12 protein-coding genes are annotated in these 15918 nt (G+C 42.5%); 11 read left to right on the forward strand and 1 reads right to left on the reverse strand.

What is annotated here, in order from left to right; translation table 11 throughout:
• Positions 1 to 374 precede the first annotated feature (374 nt).
• A complete protein-coding gene (locus tag NBH03_RS15390; RefSeq protein ID WP_250800084.1) occupies positions 375 to 1592 on the forward strand; it encodes an ATP-binding protein in 1218 nt (405 codons plus the stop codon).
• A 514-nt stretch (positions 1593 to 2106) separates the two neighbouring features.
• Here the strand turns inward: NBH03_RS15390 and NBH03_RS15395 are convergent.
• Positions 2107 to 2847 (reverse strand): Lrp/AsnC family transcriptional regulator, encoded by a 741-nt coding sequence (locus tag NBH03_RS15395; protein ID WP_250800085.1) that lies wholly within the window; start codon positions 2845 to 2847, stop codon positions 2107 to 2109.
• A gap of 557 nt (positions 2848 to 3404) precedes the next feature.
• Between NBH03_RS15395 and NBH03_RS15400 the strand changes: the two genes are divergently transcribed.
• The 10 genes from NBH03_RS15400 (at position 3405) to NBH03_RS15445 (ending at position 15736) form a co-directional block, all read left to right on the forward strand.
• A complete protein-coding gene (locus tag NBH03_RS15400; protein WP_250800086.1) occupies positions 3405 to 4991 on the forward strand; it encodes an AAA family ATPase in 1587 nt (528 codons plus the stop codon).
• 155 nt (positions 4992 to 5146) lie between these two features.
• Positions 5147 to 5389 carry a type II toxin-antitoxin system Phd/YefM family antitoxin gene (locus tag NBH03_RS15405; protein WP_021924900.1) on the forward strand — a complete coding sequence of 81 codons (243 nt, stop codon included), beginning with the start codon at positions 5147 to 5149 and terminating at the stop codon, positions 5387 to 5389.
• Positions 5373 to 5780 carry a PIN domain-containing protein gene (locus tag NBH03_RS15410; RefSeq protein ID WP_250800087.1) on the forward strand — a complete coding sequence of 136 codons (408 nt, stop codon included), beginning with the start codon at positions 5373 to 5375 and terminating at the stop codon, positions 5778 to 5780. The genes NBH03_RS15405 and NBH03_RS15410 overlap by 17 nt, the downstream gene beginning before the upstream one ends.
• A gap of 63 nt (positions 5781 to 5843) precedes the next feature.
• Entirely contained in the window at positions 5844 to 8279 is a 2436-nt protein-coding gene (locus NBH03_RS15415) for an NACHT domain-containing protein (RefSeq protein WP_250800088.1), read from the forward strand.
• Between the two features lie 37 nt (positions 8280 to 8316).
• Positions 8317 to 9474 (forward strand): alanyl-tRNA editing protein, encoded by a 1158-nt coding sequence (locus NBH03_RS15420; RefSeq protein WP_250800089.1) that lies wholly within the window; start codon positions 8317 to 8319, stop codon positions 9472 to 9474.
• A 160-nt stretch (positions 9475 to 9634) separates the two neighbouring features.
• Positions 9635 to 10735: an RNA polymerase sigma factor RpoD gene (gene rpoD / locus NBH03_RS15425; RefSeq protein ID WP_015514744.1), complete on the forward strand. Its 1101-nt coding sequence runs from the start codon at positions 9635 to 9637 to the stop codon at positions 10733 to 10735.
• A 201-nt stretch (positions 10736 to 10936) separates the two neighbouring features.
• A complete protein-coding gene (locus NBH03_RS15430; protein ID WP_250800090.1) occupies positions 10937 to 11923 on the forward strand; it encodes a leucine-rich repeat domain-containing protein in 987 nt (328 codons plus the stop codon).
• Between the two features lie 11 nt (positions 11924 to 11934).
• The gene (locus NBH03_RS15435; protein ID WP_250800091.1) at positions 11935 to 13365 is read left to right on the forward strand and encodes a vWA domain-containing protein; all 1431 of its coding nucleotides are present in this window, start codon (positions 11935 to 11937) and stop codon (positions 13363 to 13365) included.
• Positions 13355 to 14893: an ATP-binding protein gene (locus tag NBH03_RS15440; protein WP_250800092.1), complete on the forward strand. Its 1539-nt coding sequence runs from the start codon at positions 13355 to 13357 to the stop codon at positions 14891 to 14893. The genes NBH03_RS15435 and NBH03_RS15440 overlap by 11 nt, the downstream gene beginning before the upstream one ends.
• Before the next feature lie 27 nt (positions 14894 to 14920).
• Positions 14921 to 15736, forward strand: a complete 816-nt coding sequence (locus NBH03_RS15445; protein ID WP_250800093.1) for a DNA-3-methyladenine glycosylase family protein — start codon at positions 14921 to 14923, stop codon at positions 15734 to 15736.
• The last annotated feature ends 182 nt before the right edge of the window (positions 15737 to 15918 follow it).

Genomic DNA, 15918 nt, shown 5'->3' on the forward strand with positions numbered 1-15918 from the left:
AACTGGGGAAAAATGAATCGCGGGGCACGCGAGGATAGCTTGTAGATACTTGGCTCAGTAGAGCCATTGAGCAAGAAGCCCCCACTTCAAAATCTGTGATTTAAGTGGTGGGAGCATGTCACAATGATAGGTGCAGATAATATGTCAGGAGTAATAGAGTCCAATAAGGTGGCTCTGAATTACCGGAATATATGGCTCCCATTCTCCGGAATGGTGGCTCTCAAAGTCCGGACAGGTGGCTCAGAGAGCCCTGGAATAATCATTTCTACAATTGGAAAATATTAAGCTAAAATAATAAAAGTTTCCGAAATGGGAAAATAATTTGATATTCTGCGTATAATATGCTATATTGAGAAAAAAGGAGGAATGCAGATATGGTTGAACGAAAAGAATATCTTGACCAGCTTTGGGCATGGAAAGACGAGCAGCAGATCAAAGTCGTGACCGGAATCCGTCGCTGTGGAAAATCTGTACTTCTGGAACAGTATCAGCAGAGACTCTTAGCGAATGGAGTCACGCCAGAACAGATTATTTCTATCAATTTTGAAAATCTGGATTACGAACCTTTAAAAGATTATATGAAGCTGTACAATTACCTCAAAGAACGTTTGTGTGCAGATAAGATGACATATATCTTTTTGGATGAGGTTCAGGAAGTTCCATCATTCGAGAAAGTGGTTGACAGCCTTTATATTAGAGAACATGTAGATGTTTATATCACAGGTTCCAATGCATATATGCTGTCAAGTGAGCTTGCAACACTTTTGTCAGGAAGGTACACAGAGATCAAGATGCTGCCGCTTTCCTTCCGCGAGTATATGGTGGTGACAGGTATGGCAAAAGAGGAAGCTTTTGCAGAGTTTATGAAAACTGGCGGAATTCCGTATGTGGCAGTAATGAACCGCACGGATGAAAAAATAGATCAGTATTTGGAAGGAATCTATAACACCGTCATTGTAAAAGATATTGAGCAGCGGCAGGCAAGAAGAGAAAAAGAGGGTGGAAAACGAAAAATCACAGACATTGCATTGCTAAAGACAATTGCCAGATATCTGGCAAGCGTTATCGGTAGTCCGGTGTCTATGAAAAGTATAACAGACTACCTGACCTCAGCGGGAAGGAAAGTATCCCAAAACACAGTCAGTAATTATGTTGAAGCTCTGACAGAGTCCTTCATTTTTTATCCCGTGGAGAGGCTTGACATTGTGGGAAAGCAGCTCTTAAAGGTCAATAATAAGTTTTATATGGTAGATATGGGAATCAGAAACCACATTCTTCCAAGAAAGCGGTATGATCTTGGATTTACCATTGAGAACATTGTGTATCTTGAACTTTCACGAAGGGGCGGCAAAGTCAATATTGGAAAATGCGGCTCTACTGAGGTTGACTTTGTGACACAGAAGGAAGGGGTGCTTACCTATTATCAGGTGACTGCTGATATGACGGCGGAAGAAACCTTTGAGAGAGAGATGAGACCGCTGCGTAGCATTCAGGATAATTATGAAAAGATTGTCCTGACACTGGATCGATTTTCACTCGGAAATTACGATGGTATAAAAGTTGTGAATGTCATCGATTGGCTATTGGGATGAGGAATCTGTGGATGCGTCGTCAAGTTTGAAGGAACTTCCAGATGAAATTTTGAAAATCACAGATGAAAAACTGTTTGAATAAAAATAAGAAAAGGATGGAAACAGCTTCCAGATAAATTGTGAGTAAGAGTATTTTCGGCAGAAAAAAGGGACGCATATCTTTAGTATTATATCGCAGTAAAACTGAAAAGATTTGACATTCCCTTAGAGCATTCTAGAACGACAAAATCTGATAAGGAAGTAGCATTTCTTACGTCTTAGGAGTAGAAGTTGAAAAATGTTTTTCTGGTCGATTTCAATAGGTTTCAAAAATATCCATTATATTTGCTTCCGGCTGATCGAAACCGGCATTACGAATCAGCCGGAAACAAATATTTGTTCTTTTAATTCCAGAAATGCTTCTACATATGCATACTTCCATCATCGGAATGACGGTTCCTTCAAAACGGAATTACGGTTTCATAAGTCCGGATAGTATGGACACGGAAGCCGGAATACTCAACCATGTAGAATCCTATTGTAAAGCAGGTAGATTACATCTACGGATATATTTTTTTAATACCAGGCTGTTTTCTAATATTTTAAGGCAGCATGCTAAGCGTGAAACGACATCTTCTTGTGATAATGAAAGGCGCTTGGCAATGTCTTCGTCTGATAGTGCTGGTTTGTGATTTAGTTCGAACTTATAAATGATAATTTGTTGGTCAATATTATCTAATTCAGAAAGTGCAATAGATATATCTTCATTATCAACATATGAATCTTCATGATTAGAGTAACTGGTCTGATCAACAAAAACTTGGGTAGAGTCACGGAAGATCGGATTATTTATACGACAAACAGCAAGCGTGTTTCTGACTGTTCTTTCGGGTAAATCAGTACCTTCAGAGATTTTTTTTATAAACGTATCCGTATCGATAAAGGAGTTAACATCGTTAAAACAATGAAGATCAATGTCTTCGTGGGAATTGGTGTAATTTAAAATAATAGCCATTTTCCTATAATAATAATTACTGACGTTGAATATATTTTTTGCAATATAGGTACTGGCGCCATGACGGATACGAGAGGACATAAAAGTAGTAATGGTGCCTTTTTCAGGTAAATATTTTTCTAATTCCAGCCAGACCGCTGCTTCGGCAGCTGAGCAGAGTTCGTCATAGATTTTCATGAATTTTGGAAATTTCTGTTTTACATGTTGGCGAATAAAAGGACGATTTTCAGTTATGATTTTTTCTTTTTCTGCTGGTGTCATAATAAGTGTCTCCTTTTCAGGTGCGCAGGTAATTAATACCTGAGGGGATAGTGACATGTGTATTATATCAGAGTCTAAGAGGATGTTGGTTGCATATCGTGAAACTTTTATAAAAAATATAAATGCCAATCTTGCACCTTACTAAGTGATAGATTATAATTAATATTAAGGATATCTTAAATATCATCCGGAAGATTTCTGGATGATATTTTTTGTTAAGAATAGAATTCTGATTCGGAGGATAATCGATGCGAGGTGCATATTCCGCAAAAACAGAGCACTCGCTCCGCATGAGCGGAGCGCTGTTCCGCTAGGAACGGATCATTGCCCTGTTGGTTAATAAAGTTACTTGCTTTCTACACGTCTATCAGAGGTTATGCAGGATTTTGTGTTAAGAACGATAGCATTTGCTGAGACGTCATTTGATTACATGTTGGTTATAAATCAGAAGTGTCAATATCTGGCTGAAGGGATGACGTATTAGAAAAAAAGAGCTATAATGAAAAGAAAATGCAGCAATCGATTATCCATATAAAATCTGATGGAGGTGAGAGACAATGGGCAATTTTGTAAATCCAGGAAATGATGCGTTTCAGGCAACATTAAATGCAAAAATATATGTTGATAAGAGTGGATTGCTTAATTATACCAATAGTGTTTTGGCATCTACGGATGCTTATATATGTAATAGCCGTCCAAGACGTTTTGGAAAATCAATTACGGCCAATATGCTTACGGCTTATTACAGCAGAGGTTGTGATTCTGAAGAAATGTTTTCACAATTAGAAATAAGTCAATCACCAGATTTCAAAAAACATTTGAATAAGTATGATGTCATTCATTTGGATGTGCAGCGGTGTATGGAACCGGCAGGTGGCCCGGAACATATTGTATCATACATTTCAGAGCAGACGATTATGGAATTGATGATGTATTATCCGGATGTGGTGACAAAAAATATGCGGTCTTTGCCGGAAGTTTTAGCGCGTATTAATGTTGCAACGGGCAGGAGATTTGTTATCATTATTGATGAGTGGGATGTTGTAATTCGTGATGAAGCTGCTAATTTGAAAGTCCAGAATGAGTATATTAGTTTTTTACGTGGGTTATTTAAAGGAACAGAACCGACCAAATATATTCAATTGGCTTATTTAACGGGCATTCTGCCGATTAGAAAAGAGAAGACACAATCTGCATTAAACAATTTTGATGAATTTACAATGCTCAGTCCGAGTGTGCTGGCAAAGTATATCGGTTTTACCGAAGATGAGGTACGCAAGCTTTCTGAAGCTTATCATCAGGATTTTGAAAAGGTAAAAAGATGGTATGACGGATATTTTTTGAATGATTACCAAGTTTATAATCCACGTGCAGTTGTCAGTGTTATGCTAAAGGGTGAATTTAAAAGTTATTGGTCAGAAACAGCGTCCTATGAAGCCATTGTACCCCTTATTAATAGAAATTATGACGGATTAAAAACGGCTATTATCGAAATGCTTTCTGGAAGTGCGGTTAAGGTCAATACAGCAACATTTACGAACGATATAGTCAATATTCGGAGTAAGAATGAAGTACTGACTTATATGATCCATTTGGGATATCTCGGATATGATCAGTCAAGAAAGAATGCATTTGTTCCGAATGAAGAAATCAGGCAGGAATTGATGTTGGCAGTTGAGAGTAGGGCCTGGAATGAGATGCAGTTGTTTGAGCAGGAGTCAGAAAGTCTTCTCGATGCAACATTAGATATGAATGGTGAAGCGGTTGCAGAGCAGATAGAGAAAATTCATAATGAATATGTATCTGTTATTCAGTACAATAACGAAAATTCATTGAGCAGTGTGTTGACAGTTGCGTATTTAAGTGCGATGCAGTATTATTTTAAACCGGTTCGTGAATTGCCAACGGGAAGAGGATTTGCAGATTTTGTCTATATTCCAAAACCTGAATACAGGGAAGATTATCCGGCGATGGTTGTTGAATTAAAATGGAACAAGAATGCAAAAACAGCTTTGGATCAGATAAAAAACAAGAAATATCCGCAATCAGTTTTGAATTATACAGGGGATATTTTGATGGTTGGAATTAATTATGATAAGGAAAATAAAGAACATCAGTGCCTGATTGAAAAGTACAAAAAGTAAGATACTGTATATACCATGCCATTCATTGGAGGAAAAAGATGATTCTTATTCGAGGAATAATTTCAGGAAGTTTACAGAAATATATTTTGCGGACAGGTTGATAAAATAGCTAATTTGAAGTATAATAAAATTAGCTAAAATAAGGAGGCGATGATATGATTACTGCAACCGCAACTGCAACCGAAATGCAGAACAATTTCGGAAGGTATCTGAATCTTGTGATGTCCGGACAGGAAATCATCGTGACAAAGAATGGAAGGGAAGTTGGTCGGTTTATTCCGAAAGATGCCACTGTGTCTTATCTGACAGATTCTCTTACTGGAATTTTGAAGGAAGACTATGACTTGGATGAGGTCAAGGCAGAAAGCATGAGGGCAAAGTATGGTTCTGTTGATTGATACCAATATTGTGTTGGATGTTCTTCTGAATCGATCGGAATTTGTCAAAGATTCTTCGGTGGTTTGGAAACTCTGCGAAACAGAACAGGCAAAGGGCTACCTTTCAACATTGACTTATGCCAATATGATGTATGTCATGAGAAAGCAGCTGACACCAGATCAGATTGAAGAAGTGTTTCGTAAGCTGAATCTGATTTTTAAATTTGCAGATTTCAGTCCGGCAGTTCTGGAAAGAGCTGTGAATATGAAATGGAAAGATTTTGAGGACGCCGTTCAAAGTGCAACGGCGGAATCTGTCCATGCTGATTATATTATCACAAGAAATTTGAAGGATTTCACCCGGAGTAAAGTTATGGCATTTACGCCAACCGAACTTCTGGCGAGAATCTAAAACTAGGATACCGCTGAAGCTGAGGTGTAGAAATACGGATTGGCACGAAAGGATACAGACCATATGGACAATTCTGCTGCAAGGAACAAATGGATGGATAGAGAGGCCCTGGAGAATTACAGGCATGCGATGCGTATATGCTGTATGAATGCATTGCATGTCTGTTCGGATGAGGCGCTTTCAGAGTTGTGCTATGATCTGGATATCAGCAGAAATGGGGATGCGAGAGCCTATGAGCATCTTCTGGGCGGCCAATGCATGGTGATTACTTCAGAGCCCGGAGGCGGGAAGTCCTATTTGATGTGGCTGCTGCTGAGGGATTATCTGGCGGACTGCAGGGATGATTCAGATCGTCTGCCGGTGTTTCTTGATGGAAGGGATTGCAGTATTGTCTGGGATTCGATTGAGAAGGGGATTGTGAGAGCACTCAGCGGGCATTTTCCCCTAGTCACTGAAGAATTAGTCAGGGAGCGATTGCGTGCAGGCGGGTTTGTCCTGCTGGCGGATGCAGTTGATGCGCAGTCCGAGACCGGAAGTTTTTTACTTTCTGAGCTGTATTGTCTGGGCCATGACACAGACAATACGGTGATCATTGCTTCCAGAATGCAGTGTGACAGACGAGATTTCCATTCGGATTTTGTGTATTATACGATTGATCCTGTCAGCGATGAGCAGATTATCCGGTGGCTTGAACGTGATGCGGCTTTAAGGATGATTGGTGGAGACGAGAGGAATAGGAGCTGTGAGATCCGACGGATGCCGGGACGGCTTCTGGAAGTACTTCGAACGCCCTTGTTTATTCGTATGTATGCGATGACAGCAGTACATTCAGCAGTGCATTCCGATGACTGGACAGTTTTATCGAATCACACGGCGCTTCTGGAAGCCTATATAGATATGAGAATGAAGTCTATGAGCTGTTCACCGGAGAATCGTGACAGAATTTTTGCTGTTTTGTGCGAATATGCAGCGGATAGTTATGTCAATGGGGATAGTGAAGAACGTTTTTTGAACTGGGAGCGGTCAGAGATTTGTACTCAGATAGAGGCTGCTGGTTTTATTACACGGCGTTCACAGACTGTTCATTTCAGATACAGCGTATTTCATCAGTTCTTTATGGCCTGCTATTTATCGGGACTCAGCGCGGAACAGTTGAATATATGGATGGATGCCCATAAATCGGACAAGCGGTATGATGAGAGTATTTGTTATCTGGCGGGCATTTTGGCCAATCACTGCAGTCAGAATTGGATTCTGGATTATCTGGAGCAGAACAATCTGAGGCTTTATGTGAAGGCCCTTGCGTACGGAAGAAATTATGCAGCGTCGGAAGTAAATATCAATTTTGAATATGCCTGTCATTTCTTTGCGCGTGTTTTGAGAACGTATGAGTCGATCATTCAGACACATTTTGACAATATTTATCGTCTGTTTGATGGTTATAGTATTGATGATACTGGGAAGGTATGTATTCGCGGGAATATGAATTTCCGACAGAGAACATTGTCGGTGTGCATCTACAATGGTTCAGCGGAGGCGAAGACGCTGGAGGCTGTTGTATCCGGAGGCAGAGGCATCTACAGGATCGAAGATAAGGCAGGGGTATCTTTTGATTTTGAAGAACATATGATCAGGAACAGGAGAGAGTATTGCTATGACCTGGATTTGCTGACCTTGGGGCCGGATACGGCAAGAGAGATTGCTGTGGATATGATCAGAGATCAGACGATGCGTGCCATGGACAGGAAGAATATATTTGACGGGCATGTCGATGTACTGTTGGCGGAATATACGGAGAGTAAGCTGAGGAGACTGCGCAGTAAGCGGTGGACAGGGAACAGTGAATCTATTCTGACATTGTATACAGGTGATTATGACCGGATTATACATAGACTGGAACAGCTGAGTGTGACGAACATCGAGATTAATGTTTGTGCCAGCCTGACTGCACTGATAAGGTCAAGAGTCGATGATGTGACAGAATTGCTGGATATCCGGCCGGATCTGCCGCAGACAGATTTAATGCTGAAGCAGGGAAGGCATTCTGATAGATCGGAGGCGGCCTATTCGGATTGGCAGTTATTGAAGAAGATACAGAGAATATGGACGTTGTCGGATGATGCCATACGAAGGATTACGACAGAGATTGTACCGGCTTTGTCAGCAGTCAGACAGCCCGCCAGGAAGATCGGCTGGGTCTGTCGCGGTGATGGATTTTCCGGCATCCGTTACATAGAAGTGAAGACAGATGAGGGAGAGGATATCTCACCGATTTTAGAATTCCGGGAGGATGCTGACAGAATCGGCGCTTCCGGGGATTTGGCTTCTGCAGCTGATTTACATGGTACCGGTCAATTGCAGAGGCTCGGCAAGTGTGAGTCGGATGTATTAAGAGAAAGGACATCCATTTTGCAACGCTATTTTGGTGATTATGTATTCCATAGTATTATCTATAGAGAAGTTAAAAGGGATTTTGAGCGGCTGTTTGGCAGACGATAAATTTCAACAGGACATTTCAGGAAAGGACTTGAAGAGAATGATAGAGACAATCAGACTTTTTGATGAAGATAGCCACCAGACATTGTTTGAGGGGTGCGTATTATCTTGTGAGCAGGATGGTGATTTATATAAGATCACATTGAACCAGACAATGTTTTTCCCGGAAGAGGGCGGTCAGAGCTGCGACAGAGGCACACTCAATGATATTCCGGTGGAGAAGGTACTGGAGAAGGACAGAGTGATCTACCATTGGGTGAAGGAACCGCTGTGGGAAGGCGATACGGTTACAGGTTGTGTCGATTGGGAGAAGCGTTTCTCAGATATGCAGCAGCATACGGGCGAGCATATTGTATCCGGACTTATTCATGAATACTTCAGGCTGAATAATGTAGGTTTTCATTTGGGAAGCGAAGCCGTGACCATGGATTTTGATGGTGTGATCACCAGGAAACAGCTCCGTATGATCGAGCATAAAGCGAATGAGGCAGTTGTGAAGAATCTTCCGGTGAAGATTACATGGCCTTCAAGGGAGGAACTGATGGAGATTCCTTACCGCAGCAAGAAGGAGATAGACGGACCGATTCGTATTGTGGAGATCCCGGGCTATGATATCTGTGCCTGCTGTGCACCCCATGTTCATTCTACCGGCGAGATCGGCATGATTCGACTGACGGGGATGGAGAAGTATAAAGGCGGCGTGCGCATTCAGATGCTCTGCGGTTTCAGAGCACTGGCAGATGCCCTTGAGAAGGAACGTAATGTTTATGATATTTCCGCGCAGTTGTCTGCGAAGCCTTATGAAGTGGCTGCTGCGGTAGAGAAGCTGAAGAATGAGGATCTGGCGCTGAAGCAGGAGATGACTGGGATGAAGATGGATATCCTGCAGGAGAAGATTACAGCGCTGCCGGAGAATGAACAGAATATATGCTTTTTTGATAAGCATATGGACAAGAGCAACATGCGGTATGCTTTTAATCTTCTGGTTGAGAAGTGCAGCGGCCTTTGTGGATGCTTTGACGGGGATGATGAAAACGGTTATCGTTATGTGATGGGCGGCAGAGATGTGGATGTTATTGCAGCAGGTAAGGCGATGAATGAGGCCCTTGATGGCCGTGGCGGCGGTTCGAAGGAGATGTTCCAGGGCAGTTTGAAGGCTGCAAGAGAGCAAATTGAGAAATATTTTGCTAATCTGTAAAAAAACCATAAAATTTTGCAGAATGCCATTGATTTTTTCAAAAATATCATTATAATAGTAGGTACACTTGTTTAATATAGGATAATGACCGTATTAGCGTTATGCTTTATTAAAAAAGTGTTTTTATTGACGATGATAGAATATGAAAGAGGTACATTCAATGGATGAAGCTGTATTTTTGCAGATCTTGAATAGTTTGCTGGAGAAGGCAAAGAAGAAAAAAAATGAGCTTGATTATGGCGACATCAATGATGCGTTCAAGGGCTTCGAGTTTGACGAGGAGAAGATGGAAGAAGTTTACGAATTCCTGGAAGCGAAGAATATTGATATTATTAATATTCCGGAAGCACAGGATGACGATGATGAGTTCCTCGATCACCAGGAAGAAGAAGTTGAACTGCTGGATGATGTTGATGCACTGGAAGGTGTCAGCCTGGAAGATCCTGTCAGAATGTATCTGAAGGAAATAGGAAGTGTGAAGCTTTTATCCCCTGAGGAGGAAGTTGAGCTTTCCAAGAGAGCAGAAGCGGGTGACCAGAAGGCCAAGGATAGAATTATTGAAGCCAATCTTCGTCTGGTAGTCAGTATTGCGAAGAAGTATGTGGGCCGCGGCATTCCGTTCCTTGATCTGATCCAGGAAGGCAACATGGGTCTGATCAAAGCTGTCGAGAAGTTTGATTATGCCAAGGGATTCAAGTTCAGTACATATGCAACCTGGTGGATCCGCCAGTCTATTACCCGAGGTATTGCTGATAAAGGTAAGACAATTCGTGTGCCCGTGCACATGGTAGAGACAATCAACAAGACATTGCGTATGTCCAGGAATCTTTTACAGGAGCTGGGAAGAGAACCTACCAGCGAAGAGATTGCAGAGCGTCTTGGAACAACCAAACAGAAGGTAGAAGAGGCTCTTGAGATTTCACGTGATCCTGTTTCTATGGACAGCCCGATTGGTGAGGAAGAAGATTCCAGTCTCGGAGATTTTATCGAAGATGAGAATATGCTTTCACCATCTGATTCGGCTGACTATCAGATGCTGAAGAAGGAACTGGTGAACGCACTGGATACGTTGACAGACCGTGAACGCAAGGTTATTGAGCTTCGTTTTGGCCTGATTGATGGACAGGCCAGAACACTGGAAGAGGTTGGCAAGGAATTTAAGGTTACGCGTGAACGTATTCGTCAGATTGAGGCGAAAGCGCTGCGCAAGCTGAGACATCCGTCCAGAAGCCGCAAGCTGAAGGATTTCCTTCAGGAGTAACAGGGATTGCTTCTCTGATGCGGATGAGAGGACTGCTGGAAGGCAGTTTATAATGATGAGATCTATATAGAATGCTGCATATGTAGGCGTTTCCAGATATGGAGCCGACAATGCAGCATTTTTTTTGCGAGTCTACGCGAGTAATGAGCTGAAGCCCCTGTTTGCACAGGACTTTAGCGAATAGATTCAGAGGTGAACAGTATGATTTTTGACACACGTTTTTCTGAGAAGGAATCGATGCGCTATGGCGTGGTGGACGGCACGGCAACCATTGTGAAGTATGAAGGCGATGAGATGCGTGTTGTGATTCCGGCGTCTATTGATGGTTTCAAAGTGACGAAGATTGAGCCCTATGCTTTCTCGGAGAAGTCTATGAAGTATATTCAGTTTCCGGATACGTTGGAGGTGATCGACCATCATGGTTTCAGTGAATGCAGGGAACTGTTGAATCTGGATTTTCCGGATTCACTGAAATCCATTGGCAATTACGCTTTTTATAATTGCTGGGCATTGGAACAGGTACATCTGACAGCCCATATCCGATCTATTGGTTTTGGTGCTTTCAAGAACTGCGAGAAGCTTTCAGAGATTGTTCAGGACAAGATTGAAGGGCTGGATATCAGTATCGGTAGTATCCTGGATGATTTGAACCAGCAGATTCACGTGATTGTGCGGCATTTATATCCGGATAAGCCTGTGGAGGAGGCCAGAGTTATTTTTACGGAGCATGATTACGAAGTGGTCGCCAATGTGGCTTCCATGTGTAAGCAGTTTGAGTCTACGGAGATTGGTTCCGGCAAGTATATCCGCTACTGTATCGGTATCCAGGATGTGGATTATAACAAATACGATGGGATGTTCTATGTCCTTTTAAGGGGTGATCCCTTTGATACGATCATCACGGTGGCTATGGAGCGTCTGATGTATCCTTATGCATTGACGTTGGAAGGCGAGCATACGTACAAGGATTATATTGCAGAACACGCTTTGGAAGCGGCGAAGAAGTTTATTCAGGAGGATGACAAGGACAAGCTGACTTTTTTGGTCGATCTGGGTGTGCTTGACAGTGATGAGACAGACCAGGCCATTGATCTGGCGCTGTCCCTTGACAAGACAGAATTTACTGCTTTTCTGATGGATTATAAACACCGGAATTTTAGTATGGCAGATGAGTCCTTTGATTTATAGGAGGTTTTGACATGCATGAGATGAAAGAGAAGCTGATCAAGGCCGGAACTGACATTTTGAATGCTTCCAAGACAGAATTGTATGTCTCTATGCGTTTTTTGGATATTGCACTGAATAGTCTGGGTTATGAAATGGATCTGTCCATGAAGACGATCGGTACGGACAGTCAGAAGATTCGCTTTAATCCGAGATATCTGATAGAGAATTATCAGAATGACAGTGTGCTGGTGAATCGGGCTTATCTGCATATGCTGCTGCATTGTGTATTCAGACATATGTTTCATAACCGTGACAAGGATGAAGATGTCTGGAATCTCAGCTGCGATATTGCAGTTACAGCCATCATTGATCAGATGAATTACCGATGTATTCGGCTTGTTGTACCGGATGAACGACAGGCCATATATGACCGACTGAAGTCAGAGATGAAGGTGCTGACAGCAGAGGGCATTTATAAGTCGCTGACAAAAAGGCCTCTGACTTGGCTTGAGATGGAAGCGGCTAAGAAGCAGTTTGTGGTGGACGATCATGTTTTCTGGGATTCGGAGCAGGAGGATCAGAAGGATGGCGACGGCCGGAATGATCAGAATCAGAACAACGAGGACAAGCAGGATGATGAGAACAATGATCAGAACAATCAGAACAATGACAGACAGAAGGAACAGAAAGAGCAGGAACGTAAGGAGCAGGAGAAACAGTGGCAGGAGATCAGTGAGAAAATGCGCACGAATATGGAGACCTGTTCTAAAGACGCGGCTGAGATGGCTGGAGACCTTTATGACTATATTAAAATAGCTACAAGAGAACGTTATGATTACAAACGTTTTCTTCAGAAATTTACAACGCTTCGAGAAGAAATACGACTGGATCTGGACAGTTATGATTATATTTATTATACATACGGTCTGAATCATTATGGCAATATGCCCCTGATCGAGGCCCTTGAATACAAGGAAGTCCGCAAGATAGAGGAACTGGCCATTGTTATTGATACGTCAGAGTCCTGTTCCGGTGAGTATGTGCGTCGTTTTCTGGAGGAGACATTTGCCATTCTGACAAATAAGGACAATTTTTTCAGGAAAATGAATGTGCACATTATCCAATGTGATGCCAAGGCTCAACAGGATGATGTGATCACCTCTGAAGAAGACATGAAGCGTTATATGGAGAATTTTAAGATTATCGGTTTCGGCGGTACGGATTTCAGACCGGCTTTTGAGTATGTCAATGAGCTGTGCCGCAAGAAGGTGTTCAGACATCTGAAGGGACTTCTGTATTTTACGGATGGCTACGGCACTTACCCGGCCAGACGTCCGGATTACGATGTGGCCTTTGTTTTTCTTGAGGAAAGTTATAATGACAGACATGTGCCTCCTTGGGCCATCAAGCTGATTCTTGGACCGGAGGATATACAAATGGGAGGATTAGACCATGAACATTAAACAGGCAAAGGATGAGATCAGGCATACCGTTCAGGCTTACCTGACAAAAGATGCATTGGGAGATTATGCGATTCCTGTGGTCAGACAGAGACCGATTCTTCTGATCGGACCGCCGGGTATCGGCAAGACAGCTATTATGTCACAGGTGGCAAGGGAGTGTGGTGTGGCACTGGTTTCTTATACGATTACCCATCATACGAGACAGAGCGCCATCGGTCTGCCATTCATCGAGAAAAAGAATTTCGGCGGCAAAGAGTATTCAATCACAGAATACACAATGAGTGAGATCGTAGCGTCTATTTATGAGAAGATGGAAGCAACCGGGCTCAAAGAAGGTATTTTGTTTATAGATGAGATCAACTGTGTATCCGAGACACTGGCACCGACTATGCTGCAGTTTTTGCAGGGCAAAACTTTCGGCAATCACCAGATTCCTGAGGGATGGGTGATTGTGACAGCCGGTAATCCGCCGGAATACAACCAGTCTGTCAGAGAATTCGACATTGTCACCCTTGACCGTGTCAAACGGATCAATGTGGAAGAAAATTATCCGGTATGGAAGACCTATGCTTATGAGAACCATATCCACAGTGCGATTTTGTCTTATCTGGATATCAAGAAAGAGAATTTTTATCAGATTGAGACAACGGTGGATGGCAAAGAGATTGTTACGGCCCGTGGTTGGGAGGATTTGTCCAGGCTGATGCAGGTTTATGAGCAGCTGGATATTCCTGTGGATGAGTCTGTGATCCTGCAGTACATCCAGAATCGTCGGATCGCCAAGGATTTTGCCAATTATCTGGATTTATATAAGAAGTATCAGACGGACTATGATGTGGATGCCGTTGTACAGGGCAATGTGAAGCCGTCTTCCATTGATCGTATTCAGAAAGCATCCTTTGATGAGAAACTCAGTGTTATTAATCTGTTGATCAGCAAGCTTACTGCGGCATTTACGGAAGTTTTTGACAAAGATCAGTATGTCCGGGATCTCTATGAGATTTTGAAGGAGCTGAAGTTTGTTCTTGGCCGTGCACCGAAGGATGGTTCCAGAACAGCAGCGATTTTGTCGGAAAAGGCAGAGCAGGTGGAGGAAGAGCTGAAGCTGAATAAGGAGCGTGGGCTCTATGATGCATCCAAATTGCTCAGTATGAAACTGATTTTGAAGACACTGGAGCAGTATCGTCAGCAGCTGGTCAAGGATAATCGTCTGGATCCGGATGAAGCCTTTGCCTTTATTAAGGCATCTTTTGCCAAGGATACAGAAGAGCGAAAACAGCTCATTCAGACAGCGGCTGCTTACCTTGAGAATGCTTTTTCCTTTATGGAAAGTGCTTTTGGAGAGAGCCAGGAAATGGTCATCTTTATCACAGAGCTGAATGCCAATAAGTATTGTGCACGTTTTATCAGGGACAATGGTTCTGCAAAATATGATCGCTACAATAAATCGCTGCTCTTTGATGAGAAACGTGAGAATCTCCTCCGTGATATCGGGGAAGCCAGCGAATTTGCCGCTTTTCTTGATTAGTGCCGTGGATATTTGAAGCATAAAAATATGACAGAGAAAATTTTAGAGAATTTCAGCATTGCCCAGATCTGTGAATCCGGGCAATGCTTTCGTATGGAGGAAATACAGGATGGCCGATATCAGGTCATTGCCGGGGACAGATATCTGGAGTTGGAGCAGCAGGGAAATAGGGTCCGCTTTGACTGCACTGAAGTCGAATATCGGGATTTCTGGCGGCATTATTTTGATATTGAGACGGATTATGGTGTTGTGATGGCGCAGATCAACCCGAATGATACCTATCTGACAGCGGCTGCTCAGTTGGCATGGGGTGTAAGAATCCTGAATCAGGATTTGTGGGAGATGATTGTTACGTTCCTTATTTCCCAGCAAAATAATATCGTCAGAATTCGCCGCTGTATTAAGAATATCTGTGAGACCTATGGAACGGCAAAGGCAGCGTCGAATGGTGTCTGTTATTATGCTTTTCCGACAGCCCAGGCACTTGCCGGGCTTGAAGAAGATGCTTTGATGGCCTGCAACCTGGGTTATAGAAGTAAATATGTGGTCCGTGCCGCCAAAGCCGTATCTTCCGGTGAAGTGGACCTGGCATGGATCAGTAGGTTGAATTACCAGAAAGCAAGGGCGGAACTTTTAAAACTCTTTGGTGTTGGAGAAAAAGTGGCAGACTGTATCTGCCTTTTTGCCCTGCATCATTTGGATGCATTTCCGGTGGATACCCATATCCGTCAGGTAATGGAACAACATTATAAACGGGGATTCCCGAATCGTCGTTACAAAGGCATTCGGGGCATTATGCAGCAATATATCTTTTATTACGAACTGCATGGAAGTGAAAAATAATCAAGATAAGGGATTTAAAGAGTGCCTGTGTTGAACAGACGCATCTTGAATCCCTTTTTTGGTGAGTTGCAAAAGTAACTTCTACTTTGCAGAAGTAAATTCTACTTTGCAGGGTTAAATTCTATACAAAATAGAAAAATAATGACTTAGATATATGAAATCCCTGAAAACGGAGTTAAAAT

The sequence above is a fragment of the Coprococcus intestinalis genome (assembly GCF_023656595.1).
Lineage (GTDB): Bacteria > Bacillota > Clostridia > Lachnospirales > Lachnospiraceae > Coprococcus_A > Coprococcus_A intestinihominis.